Here is an 11,088-nt window from a genome sequence, read left to right as displayed (position 1 = left end):
GACTGACACGGCACACCAGATGTCCTGTATATAGATGCTATCTCCGACAGCCGAGCGTTCAACCTTCCATAATTGCAAACTGCCGATAGCGCCCCTTATGGAAGCCCTTCCATAAGAGAAAGGCCCGGCTGTTCGGGGATGCGCAGGCTTTGTCGCGCGTCCTGGCGGCGCCGACGCCCGCCGCCGCCAAGCAGGTGGGGCGCGAGGTGCGCGGCTTCGATGCGCCGCGTTGGGACGCCGTGTGCCTGGACCTGGTGACGCGGGGCAATATCGAGAAATTCCGCCAGGACCCGGCGCTGGCCGGCTATCTGCTCGGCACCGGCGAGCGCGTGCTGGTGGAGGCCAGCCCGGTGGATCGCGTCTGGGGCATCGGGCTGGCGGCGGATGATCCGTGCGCCGGCAACCCCGAGCAATGGCGTGGGCCCAACCTGCTGGGATTTGCGCTGATGGCGGCGCGCGAAGCGCTCAGGGACGCTTCAGCACGCTAAACCAGGCGAGCCTTGGTCAGTCCTCGGCGACGAAGCCGGTAGCCTCCACGATCGGCTTCCAGGCGGCGCGCTCCAGCTGGATGCGGTGCCGCGCCTCTTGGCCCGGCTTGGCTGCCACTTCCAGCCCAAGGGCCTCCAGCTTGCCGGCGGTCGCGGCATTGCCGGAGGCGACCATGAACATTTTCTCGACCTTGGCAACGACATCCGGCTGGGTGCCGGCCGGCAGGAACGCGCCGTACCAGCTGGTTGCGTAGTCATACTGGCTGAAGCCTTGCTCCTTCAACGTCGGCACGTCCGGCAGCGCCTTGGCGCGCCGCGTGCCGCTCACACCCAGGAACTGCAGCTTGCCGCCCTTGTACAGCGGCATCATGCTGGCCACGGCATCCCAGCCAATCGATACCGTGCCGCTGATCACGTCGACCAGCATCGGGGACGCGCCGCGATAGGCGGCCGGCATGATGGCGATGCCGGCAGCCTTGCCCAGGGCTACCGTGCCGAGGTGGCCGGCGCTGCCGATGGTCGCCAGGCCCAGGCTGGCGCTATTGGGATTGCGCTTGGCCCACTCCACGTACTCCTTCATGTTCTTGTACGGCTGCTGCACGCCCGCCGCGATCACGGTTGGCACGTCGGTCAGCACGGCCGCGGGCACCAGGTCCTTGTCCGCGTCGTAGCCCAGCTTCTTGTAGGTTAGCGGGAAGATGGTGAACAGCGGCGACGGCCCGATGAAGATGGTCTTGCCATCCGGCTTGGCGCGCTTCACGTAGTCGAGCGCCAGGCGGGCCGATGCGCCGGGCTTGTTCTCCACGATGACGGTGCCGTGCCCATCCTGGCGCAGTTGCTCGGCATAGATCCGGGCGAGGCTGTCGGCCGCGCCGCCGGGGGCGTAGCCGACGATGATGTGCATCGCGGCATCCGAGCCTTCCGCCGCCCCGGCCGGCCGGGGCAGGGCGAGGACAGCAACGGCGCAGGCCGACAGCGCCAAGGTGTGGATCACGATGTTGCGGCGTAAAGCGTGGGTCATGGCGGATGCGGTTTCGCGGTTTCGATGTCTATCGGTGAGAAAGAGGGAGCGGTTCCAGCGGATTACGGTTGCGGCCACTGGCCAAGCAGCCCGTGCGACGCCTCGAACAGCGCCGACACGCGCAGCAGTTCGGCGTCGCCCCGGAACTGGCCCACCAGTTGGAGGCCGATCGGCAGCCCGTCGCTGCCGAAGCCGCAGGGCAGGCTGATGGCGGGATGGCCGGTCATGTTGAATGGCATGGTCCACGGGAACCAGTGCGCGCGCACGTTTTCGAAAGCCTGGCCGTCGATGTCGATGGTGCCGAACAGGTCCTGCCCGATGGGCAGCGCCGTGCGTGTCAGCGTTGGCATGGCGAGCAGGTCGCCGCGTTGCAGCAGCGCCTGCACCCGCAGGAACAGCTTCGTGCGGTCGAACATCGCTTGCTGGTATTCCACGCCGCTGACCTGCGCGGCGGAAGCCACCTGGCGCAGGAATGTGGCGCTGAGCTGGTCGCCGTGCTCCTCGGCAATGGCGGCAAAGCGCGCGCGCCAGACCGTATGGTTGATGGCGCGCCAGATCGGCTCTACGTCGAAGCCTTCGCCGGAGAAGGGTTCCAGCTCCGCTCCCAGGCCGGCCAGCCTGGACAGGCTCGCCTCGAATGCACGTGCGACCTCGGCCGATGCCGGGCGTCCCGGCGGCGTCAGGCAGTATAGGATGCGGCGGCCGCGCAGATCGCCTTGCGGGTGCGCCGCGCTGACATAGTCCGGCTTGGGCACGCCGATCGACCAGGGATCGCAGGCGTGCTCGCCGGCCATCGCCTGCAGCATCAGGCCGGTGTCCGCGACCGTGCGCGTGGTCGGCGTGACATAGGTCTGGTTGCCGAACAGGTCCTGCGCCTGGCTATGCGGAATCACGCCGTTGCTCTGCTTGATGCCGACCACGCCGTTGCAAGCGGCCGGAATCCGCGTGGAGCCACCGCCATCCGTTGCGACCGCCAGCGGCGCGATGCCGCTGGCCACGGCAACCGCCGCGCCGCCGCTCGATCCGCCGCTGGTGCGCTCGCGGCTCCAGGCATTGCGCGTGCGGCCAAACAACGGCGAATCGGTCAGGCATTTGGAGCCGAACTCGGGCGTGGTGGTCTTGCCGATCAGGATGGCGCCTTGCTCGCGCAGGCGGGCGATGGCCACCGCATCGTGGTCGGGCACGTTGTCCCGGTAGGGCGCCACGCCAAATGTGGTGCGCACGCCTTTTGTGTTGACGAGGTCTTTCGCGGTGAAGGGAATGCCATGCAGCAGCCCAAGTGGCTTGCCCGCCATGACGGCTTGCTCCGCCTCGCGGGCGGCGGCCATGGCTTCGTCGGCGCACAGCGTGATGAAGCAGTTCAGCTCGGGCTGCAGCCGGGCGGCGCGGTCGAGCACGGCTTGCGTGAGCTCGACGGGCGAGATTTCCTTGCGGGCGATGCGGCCTTGAAGCTCGGCGGCGGACAGAAAGCAAAGCGCATCGCTCATCGGCGGGCGTCTCCAGAAAGCGTCTCGGGGGCCTGGATGCCGCGCCTTGCGAGGCTTTGGTTTTTGGATCCAGAATCCAGTGTTTACGGCTATAGTAGACCCGTGGGCAGGCCTTGTAAACTGCGCCACTCAAAGGGGATCACCCTGCGCTCAGCAGGCGCCGAGATGCGTGAAGTCGCGTGTAGTCGCGCGCAGTCACGTAAATAGGGGGCAAATGGCAGAAACGTTCGAATGGCAAGGCCGGGTGCGGTTGGTCGAGGAAGTCGCCCAGGTATTGCGCCAGCGCATCTATCGCGGCGTCTACCCGCCGGGCAAGCCGCTGCGTCAGGTGGAGATTTCCGAGGACCTGAAGATCAGCCGCACGCCGTTGCGCGAAGCCCTGCGCATCCTGGAGCGGGAGGGCCTGGTCAGCGCCGAGACGGCGCGCGGCGTGACCGTGGTCAGCGCGGATTTCCGGCAGTTGATGGACGCCTACGAGTTGCGCGAAGTGATCGACGGCCTGGCGGCCCGGCTGGCGGCGTCACGCGCCAGCGCGCTGGCCGGGGCGCCGTTGCGCGCCATCATCGAGGCGCAGCGGGGGAGTCTCGAGCCTTGGCTGCCCGAGGTCTATACGGCGGCCAATGTCGAGTTTCACACGGCCATCATCGGGCTGGCAGCGAACGAGTACCTGGCGCGGCAGGTGCCCATCGTGCATATGACATCGCAGGTGTTTGCGCCAAGGGTCCTGTTTGCCCGCGACCGGGCGCTGGCGGCCATCGAGGAACACGAGCAGATCGTGGCGGCGATCGAAGGCGGGGATGCCGACGCGGCGGAGCATCTGGCCCGCCTGCATATCCGCAATTCGATGGCGCGGCTGCGGGCGCTGGCGCAGCTGGAAAGCGACGACGTCGCGGCGGGTGCCGAGCCCTAGTTCTTGCCTTAGAGCAGCTTAGTCCTGGCGGGAGGCTGCAAGGACCAGCTTCAATGCTGCCGGGGCTTGCGCGGCAGCCGGCAGTTCTTGCCGCAGCGCCGGATGGTGCCGGTTGACGCTTCGCGCCCCGAGGACAAGCGCCAGCAAAAAGGCAAGGAGATATCCCGCAAACGTAAGTGCTTCCATGTTTGACCCCCGATGCGAGCTCGCGCTATTTTTTTGCTAGTCGCGAGTATGCGCAAAAGCGTGCCCGGGCCGCTACCACTCGGCGGAGGGGTGCGGCACAAGTCACTAGCCAAATCACTAGCCATTTGTCGTATAGGCAGCCCGGCTACATTCGTGTTTACTTCGCTTGTGTTCGCTTGTGCCCTGATGGCACACTTGCAACACTGTTGCAAAAATAGAAAACAGGGCCGCTGATGGCCCGCGCCCTTGCCCTCGCAGCCATCCCATGTGGCGACGCCCGCTGGTCCTCCTGCTCTGCGCCTTCCTGCTCTTGGGGCAGGCGGGCGGCGTCGTCCACGCGCTTTCCCATCTCCACGCGTCCCAGCAGAGCAATCCGTGCGCGGCACCGGCCGACCTTGAGCAGTGCGGGCCCGGCCACGACGCCTGCCTGCAATGCCTGGCCTTTGCGGCCGCCGCGGTGGCCATGCCGTCGGTGGCTTGCTGGCTGCTGCTTGTCAGTGCCAGGCGCTGGCATTACCCGCTGCTCGCCGAGCGGCACATCGCTCCCATCTTCTCGCCACGGCCCCGCAGCCGTGGCCCCCCTCTGACCGGCGGATTGTTCGCTTAGTGCATTCGCGCGGGCCAGATGGCCGTGCGCAACATCCCGATACCATCAGAGGCATTTCCATGTCCCGTTTCCCGCTTCGAGCCATCGCGGCCGGCGCCGCGTCGGCGCTCGCCTTGTCCGCCCACGCACAGTCGTCGCCAACCGACCCGTCTTCCTCCTCCCCATCCTCGCCCTCCTCGGCACCCACGCCGGCAGCCAGCGCCAAGGCGCTGAATGCCGTCGTCGTCACCGCCAAGCGGCTCGACGAGGCGCGCAACGCCTTGTCGCCCGAGACCGGCAGCTCGGTCTACCGTTTCGACAGCGAGGACATCAACACGCTGCCCCAGGGAGAGAACACGCCGCTGAACCAGGTCCTGCTGCAGGCCCCCGGCGTGGTGCAGGACTCCTTTGGCCAGTTGCACGTGCGCGGCGACCACGCCAACCTGCAATACCGCATCAACGGCGTCATCATTCCCGAGCCGATCAGCGGCTTCGGACAAATGCTGGATACGCGCTTCGCGGACGAGATCAAACTGATCACCGGGGCGCTGCCGGCGCAGTACGGCTTTCGCACGGCGGGCATCGTGGACATCCGCACCAGGGGCGCGGCCGCCGATGAGGAAGGGCAGCCCAAGGCCTTCGGCGGCGAGATCGGTACGGTCATCGGCAGTCACGCCGACCATGAGCTCAACGGATACGTGCAGGGCGCAAAAGGGCCGTGGAGCTATTTCCTGAGCGGCTCCTTTGTCGAAAACAACCTCGGCATCGAGAACCCCGCCGCCGGGCGCAATGCCATCCACGACCACACCGACCAGGGCAAGGCATTTGGCATGCTGTCTTACCTGATCAATCCGGACAGCCGGGTGAGCTTCATGTTTGGCAGCGCCGACAACCGCTTCCAGATTCCGAACCGGCCGGGCCTGTCGCCCTCGTTCTCGATCGATGGCGTGGCCACGCCGCCCTCCGACCAGCTCAATGCCAACCAGCGCGAGAAAACCGATTTCCAGATCCTCTCGTACCAGAACAAGGTATCGTCCGCGCTCGATTTCCAGGTGTCGCTCTTCCATCGCACCAGCCGCGTCGACTACAACCCGGACCCGATCGGCGACCTGGCCTATAACGGCGTCGCCGCCAATCTCACCCGCAGGAACGAAGCCTATGGCGTGCAGGCAGACGGGAGCTATGTGCTGAGCCCGAGCCATACGCTTCGCAGCGGCCTGTTCGTGCAGCGTGAGCGGTTCGCCGTCAACAATACCTCCAGCGTGCTGCCTGCCGATGCCGATGGCAACCAGACCAGCGGCGTACCGTTCTCCATCGTGGACAACACCAGCAACACGGGCACGACGTTAGGCGTGTACCTGCAGGACGAATGGAAGGCCACCGACAAGCTGACGGTCAACTACGGCGCACGCTACGATCACATCAATACCGTGGTCAGCGAGCAGCAAGTGAGCCCGCGCCTGGGGCTGACCTACGATCTCACCAACGTCACCCGCTTGCATGCCGGCTACGCGCGCTATTTCACGCCCCCGGCGACGGAGAAGATCGATACCACGTCGGTGGCCAAGTTCCAGGGTACGACCAACGCGTTGCCATCGGACGCCAATACCAGTGTGCGCTCGGAGCGCTCGGACTACTTCGACGTGGGCATTTCCCACCAGGCCACGCGCAACCTGACGCTGGGCCTGGATGCCTACTACCGCAAGGTGCGCCATTTGCAGGACGAAGGGCAGTTCGGCAATGCACTGATCTTCTCCTCGTTCAACTTTGACGACGGCAAGATCTACGGGTTGGAAGGCTCGGCAAACTACCGCCAGGGGAGTTTCGCCGCCTATGCTAACCTGAGTGTCTCGCGCGCCATGGCCAAGGGTGTCGAGACCGGCCAGTTCCATTTCGGCCCGGATGAACTAGCCTTTATCGCCAGTAACTGGGTGCACCTCGACCATGACCAGACGGTGGCCGGCTCCTTCGGTACTTCGTACCTGTGGCGCGGCACGCTGCTCACCGCCGATGCCCTGTTCGGCAGCGGCTTGCGCAACGGCTTTGCCAATACCAGCCACCTGCCGGCCTATTTCCAGGTCAACGCTGGCGTGGCGCGCACATTCGAGACGCCGATCATCGGCAAATTCAAGGTGCGATTCACGGTGATCAACCTGTTCGATCGCTCCTACCAGTTGCGCGATGGCACGGGTATCGGCGTGGGCGCGCCGCAGTATGCACCGCGGCGCAGCTTCTACGTGGCGTTGTCCAAGCCCTTCTGAGCGCGCGAGCCGCTCACTGACTCAGGGCCCGGCCCCCGTCGCCTGTGAGGTCGGGGGTGGCGCCCGCAGGGGGCGTGCCGTTGCCGGCGACGGCGGGCGACGCTTCCTTCGTGGCAAGCCGCTGCGTCGTTCCCGCATCCCGGGGCCACACGACCACGTCGTCGTAGGCATACAGGCGGCAAGCGGTGAACTTCTTGTCCCGGCACTGGCCCATTGCCTTCTCGATGGCATCCTTGTTGTTCGACCAGAAGGCATAGTGGCCACCGTCCGCCAGCACAAAGGCCTTGGGTGCCTTGCGGGCCAGGTATTCGGTGTAGCCACGGCGCGCGCGCTCGTAGGGCACGGCATCGACATTGTTGATGTCGGCATAGCCCGAGGCGGCGGGCAGGGACACTTCCGTATGGCCCAGGCCGCCGGCCACGGTCGGAATGCTGACGATGGAATTCGTGCCCATGCGTACCATGATGACCTCCGGATAATCGTAGGCCGCGCCCGATGCGGTATCCACCGCCACGCCGATCGCGCCACCGAACAGGATATTGCCGAACGCCATGGCCTTGGTGGTGGACTTGACCGTGGCCAGGCCCGCCTCCATCTCTGCCTTGTCGCAGCGCACGCTGAGGTCGCCGTAGGCGCGATTGATTGTCACCGTGCCTGGCGTGTTGACGTAGTAAGTTCCCTTGCTGTTTGCCAGCTTGCAGGTCGCGCCCTGGACAGGTTGGTCGTCCTTGCGCGTTTCCACGCTGACGACCTGGTTGGTGCCGTTGACGATGGCTGCGCACCCGCTGGTCATGGCGCAAGCAGCGAGCACGGACAACTGGAATGACCTCATGCATTTTCCCCGGTGTTTTTTTATAGTCGCGGGGTCTTGGCCGGCTCGGGCGCACGCCCCGCGGTCCTCCTAACGCGCAAGCGGCCGTTGGGATACACAGACCCCCACTTGAGTGGGGGGGCGGGGCAGTATTGGGGCGGGGTAGGGCGCGAGACCTTAGTCCACGCCGTCTGCCACTACGCTGATCTACAGGGCCGAAGCTTTCACCGCCCCGCTGGCAAAGAAGCGCTGCAGGTTTTCAAACACCAGGTCCGCCATCGCGTTGCGGGTCTCGTGCGTGGCGCTGGCGATGTGCGGCAACAGCACGACGTTGTCCAGCGCGAAGAGCGCCTGCGGGACCTGCGGCTCGTTCTCGAACACATCCAGGCCAGCGCCCGCAATGCGCCCATGCACCAGCGCATCCACCAGTGCGGCTTCGTCGACCACGGTGCCGCGCGCGATATTGATCAGGAAGCCTTTCGGGCCCAGCGCTTCGAGTACCTCGGCGGACACGAGGTGCCGCGTTTCGGGGCCGCCGGCGGTGGCGATGACCAGGAAGTCCGCCCACCTGGCCAGCTCGGCCAGGGAGGGCTCGTAGCGGTAGGGGGCATCCTGCGCGGGGCGGCGGCTGTGGTAGCTCACTTCCATGTCGAAGCCCGAGCCGCGCCGCGCAATCACGCGGCCGATGCGGCCCATGCCGATGATACCCAGGCGCTTGCCGCTGACGCGGGTGGCGAGCGGGAACTGCGCCTTCGGCCATTCGCCGCGCCGCACGAATCGGTCGGCCGCGCTGAAGCCGCGCGCCACATCCATCAGCAGGCCAAAGGCCGTGTCGGCTACGCAATCGTTGAGCACGTCCGGCGTATAGCCAACGGCGATGCCGCGCGCGCGCGCGGCGTCGAGATCGATCTTGTCCAGGCCAACGCCAAAGCTGGAGATGACCTTCAGCTTTGGCATGGCTTTGATCATCGCAGCGTCGACGCCGATCGCGGCGCGCGTGGTCAGCGCGGCGAACTCGCCGCCGTGGCTGGCGAGGAAGGCGGCGGGATCGGTCTCGGCCCACAGCGGGTGGACATCGTAGTGCTCGGCCAGGCTGGCTTCAAGGGGGGCAGGCAGGCGGCCGTGCTGGAGAAGGCGTGGTTTCATGAGAAGAGATCCGTATGGTTATGTTTGTCTGATGATGCTTGCTTCAGTCTGCGCTGAGCTTGTTGTCCTGGATGATCTTGGCATAGCGCTTGCGGTCCGTGGCGATCAGGTCGGCGAACTGCGCGGGCGTGCTGCCCACGGGAATGGCGCCTTGCGCGATCAGCTGCTCCTTTACCGCGGGCATCGCCACGACTTCCTTCACGCCCGCGGCGATCTTGTCGACGATGTCCTTGGGCGTGCCAGCCGGCGCCAGCAGGCCGACCCACGATCCCGACTCGGCGCCGGTGATGCCGGCCTCTGCCAGCGTAGGCACGTTCGGCAGCGCGGGCGAGCGGACCTTGCTGGTCACGGCCAGCGCGCGCAGCTTGCCGGATTTCACATGGCCGGCGGTCTCCAGGATGGAGGCGAACAGCATGTCGACATTGCCCGACATCAGGTCCGTCATGGCCGCGCCACCGCCCTTGTAGGGCACATGCAGCAGGTCGGTGCCGGTAGCAACCTTGAAGATCTCGGCGGACAAATGCGGCGAGCCGCCGCTGCCCGAGCTGGCATAGGTCAGCTTGCCGGGTTGCGCCTTGGCCAGCGCCACCAGCTCCTTCGGGTTTTTGGCCGGCAGCTTGGGCGTCACCACCAGGGCAAACGGCAACTCCGCCATCAGGCTGACCGGTACGAACGCGGCCGGGTCATAGCTGAGCTTCTTGTACAGCGAGGGATTGATCGATTGCGTGCCGACATTGCCGGCCACCAGCGTGTAGCCGTCCGGCTTCGCGCGGGACACGATGTCCAGCCCGACATTGCCGGCCGCGCCGGGGCGGTTGTCCACCAGTACCGGCTGGCCCCAGAGCTGCGAGAGCCGCAGCGCCACCAGGCGGGTGCCCACATCCGTGCCGCCGCCGGGGGCGAACGGCAGGATGATGGTCACCGGCTTGGTCGGCCAGGCAACGCCGGGCTGGGCCTGCGCGCAGGGGATCCAGGCGCCGATGGCCAGGGCGATGAGTGCCGCGCGGCGGCTAAGCGTGGGGGTGTTGAACGAGCGCATGTCTTGTCTCCGGAAGTACGGCTTGATGGCCGGGCGCCATGGCGCGCCGGCACGCATTGGTTGGTGGCTGCCCGGGGGCAACTCACTCGGGCTGGATGCCGGCGTCCTTGGCCACCTTGGCCCATTTGCCCATCTCCACCTGCAGGAAACTGGCGAATTGCGCGGGCGTGCCGCCTGCGGGTTCGATACCGGCGTTCTGCAGGCGCTCGCGCACGTCGGGCGAAGCCAGCGCCTTGTTGATCTCGGCGTTGAGCTTGTCCACCACCGCCTTGGGGGTGCCGGCCGGGGCCAGCACGCCGCCCCAGGTGCTGGTCTCATAGCCGGGCAGCCCGGCTTGCGCCATGGTCGGCACTTGCGGCGCGGTCGATGAGCGTTTGGTGGTGGTCACCGCGAGCGGGCGCACCTTGCCGCCCTTGACCTGCGGGCCGATGGCGGCAACGGTGTCGAACATCAGCGACACGCGGCCGCTGGTGAGGTCCGGGTGCGCCAGCGTGCTGCCCTTGTACGGGATGTGGATCATGTCGATGCCGGTCATGCTCTTGAACAGCTCGCCCGAGAAATGCGGCGCGCCGCCCGAGCCGCTGGACGCGAACGACAGCTTGCCCGGGTTGGCCTTGCCATAGGCGATCAGTTCCTTGACGGACGTAACCGGCAGGGAAGGGGACACCACCAGCATCAGCGGCACCACGTGGGTCAGCGCCACCGGCTCGAAGCTCTTGATGGTGTCGAAGGGCAGCTTCTTCACCATGCTGGGATTGATGGCGTGGCTGCTGGCCACCAGCGCCAGCATGTAGCCGTCCGGCGGGCTCTTGGCAACGAGGTCCGTGCCGATGATGCCGGTGGCGCCGGGGCGGTTATCCACCACTACCGACTGGCCCCAGGCTTCGGTCATCTTCTGGCCCACCAGCCGCGCCACCAGGTCGATGGCGCCGCCGGGGGAGGCGGGGACGATGATGGTGATGGTCTTGGTGGGGTAGCTGGTTTCGGCGGCGTGGGTGCTCGGCACAGTCAAGGCGATTGCGGCGGCGACGCCTGCGAGCGCTGTGGCAAGGGGCTTTGTGTTGAAATGCATGTTGTCTCCTGCGCGATTTGATTCGGCTTAATGCTTTCCATCCAACGCGCAGCAATAGCGCTAACGCATAATTTCGCAACT

9 protein-coding genes and 1 pseudogene are annotated in these 11,088 nt (G+C 66.3%); 4 read left to right on the top strand and 6 right to left on the bottom strand.

The genetic code is table 11. The features are described 5' to 3' along the window. Window positions 1-119 precede the first annotated feature (119 nt). Window positions 120-488: pseudogene (locus ACYP5B_RS27150) on the top strand (NADAR family protein); the annotation flags it as partial. Between the two features lie 16 nt (window positions 489-504). Here ACYP5B_RS27150 and ACYP5B_RS27145 read toward each other — a convergent pair. Together ACYP5B_RS27145 and ACYP5B_RS27140 are read right to left on the bottom strand one after the other, a co-directional pair. Then, window positions 505-1,509, bottom strand: coding sequence for a Bug family tripartite tricarboxylate transporter substrate binding protein (locus ACYP5B_RS27145; protein ID WP_459571765.1), 1,005 nt, complete (start codon window positions 1,507-1,509; stop codon window positions 505-507). A 62-nt stretch (window positions 1,510-1,571) separates the two neighbouring features. Continuing rightward, window positions 1,572-2,996 carry an amidase gene (locus ACYP5B_RS27140; protein ID WP_459571764.1) on the bottom strand — a complete coding sequence of 475 codons (1,425 nt, stop codon included), beginning with the start codon at window positions 2,994-2,996 and terminating at the stop codon, window positions 1,572-1,574. Window positions 2,997-3,210: 214 nt separating this feature from the next. Here ACYP5B_RS27140 and ACYP5B_RS27135 point away from each other — a divergent pair, with 214 nt between their 5' ends. From ACYP5B_RS27135 to ACYP5B_RS27125, 3 genes are all read left to right on the top strand, one after another. Beyond that, the gene (locus ACYP5B_RS27135; protein WP_318237407.1) at window positions 3,211-3,906 is read left to right on the top strand and encodes a GntR family transcriptional regulator; all 696 of its coding nucleotides are present in this window, start codon (window positions 3,211-3,213) and stop codon (window positions 3,904-3,906) included. A gap of 451 nt (window positions 3,907-4,357) precedes the next feature. Continuing rightward, entirely contained in the window at window positions 4,358-4,699 is a 342-nt protein-coding gene (locus ACYP5B_RS27130) for a hypothetical protein (protein ID WP_459571763.1), read from the top strand. Between the two features lie 59 nt (window positions 4,700-4,758). Then, a complete protein-coding gene (locus ACYP5B_RS27125) occupies window positions 4,759-6,939 on the top strand; it encodes a TonB-dependent receptor (protein ID WP_459571762.1) in 2,181 nt (726 codons plus the stop codon). Window positions 6,940-6,952: 13 nt separating this feature from the next. Here the strand turns inward: ACYP5B_RS27125 and ACYP5B_RS27120 are convergent, their stop codons facing one another. The 4 genes from ACYP5B_RS27120 to ACYP5B_RS27105 all read right to left on the bottom strand — a co-directional run bounded on the left by ACYP5B_RS27120 (window position 6,953) and on the right by ACYP5B_RS27105 (window position 11,007). After that, entirely contained in the window at window positions 6,953-7,771 is an 819-nt protein-coding gene (locus tag ACYP5B_RS27120) for a hypothetical protein (protein WP_459571760.1), read from the bottom strand. 186 nt (window positions 7,772-7,957) lie between these two features. Beyond that, entirely contained in the window at window positions 7,958-8,896 is a 939-nt protein-coding gene (locus ACYP5B_RS27115) for a 2-hydroxyacid dehydrogenase (RefSeq protein WP_459571759.1), read from the bottom strand. A gap of 43 nt (window positions 8,897-8,939) precedes the next feature. Further along, window positions 8,940-9,935: a Bug family tripartite tricarboxylate transporter substrate binding protein gene (locus ACYP5B_RS27110; RefSeq protein WP_459571758.1), complete on the bottom strand. Its 996-nt coding sequence runs from the start codon at window positions 9,933-9,935 to the stop codon at window positions 8,940-8,942. An 82-nt stretch (window positions 9,936-10,017) separates the two neighbouring features. Beyond that, complete coding sequence (locus ACYP5B_RS27105) at window positions 10,018-11,007, bottom strand: tripartite tricarboxylate transporter substrate binding protein (protein WP_400097779.1); 990 nt, start codon at window positions 11,005-11,007, stop codon at window positions 10,018-10,020. Window positions 11,008-11,088: the final 81 nt, after the last annotated feature.

This window comes from Cupriavidus sp. 8B, assembly GCF_054589115.1.
Note: the sequence above shows the minus strand (reverse complement) of the source record. Positions and strands in the feature narration are given on the sequence as shown.

Bases quoted from the DNA above. Each gene is read 5' to 3' on its own strand.
- ACYP5B_RS27145 (WP_459571765.1), bottom strand. From the start codon at position 1,509: ATGACCCACGCTTTACGCCGCAACATCGTGATCCACACCTTGGCGCTG.
- ACYP5B_RS27140 (WP_459571764.1), bottom strand. From the start codon at position 2,996: ATGAGCGATGCGCTTTGCTTTCTGTCCGCCGCCGAGCTTCAAGGCCGC.
- ACYP5B_RS27135 (WP_318237407.1), top strand. From the start codon at position 3,211: ATGGCAGAAACGTTCGAATGGCAAGGCCGGGTGCGGTTGGTCGAGGAA.
- ACYP5B_RS27130 (WP_459571763.1), top strand. From the start codon at position 4,358: ATGTGGCGACGCCCGCTGGTCCTCCTGCTCTGCGCCTTCCTGCTCTTG.
- ACYP5B_RS27125 (WP_459571762.1), top strand. From the start codon at position 4,759: ATGTCCCGTTTCCCGCTTCGAGCCATCGCGGCCGGCGCCGCGTCGGCG.
- ACYP5B_RS27120 (WP_459571760.1), bottom strand. From the start codon at position 7,771: ATGAGGTCATTCCAGTTGTCCGTGCTCGCTGCTTGCGCCATGACCAGC.
- ACYP5B_RS27115 (WP_459571759.1), bottom strand. From the start codon at position 8,896: ATGAAACCACGCCTTCTCCAGCACGGCCGCCTGCCTGCCCCCCTTGAA.
- ACYP5B_RS27110 (WP_459571758.1), bottom strand. From the start codon at position 9,935: ATGCGCTCGTTCAACACCCCCACGCTTAGCCGCCGCGCGGCACTCATC.
- ACYP5B_RS27105 (WP_400097779.1), bottom strand. From the start codon at position 11,007: ATGCATTTCAACACAAAGCCCCTTGCCACAGCGCTCGCAGGCGTCGCC.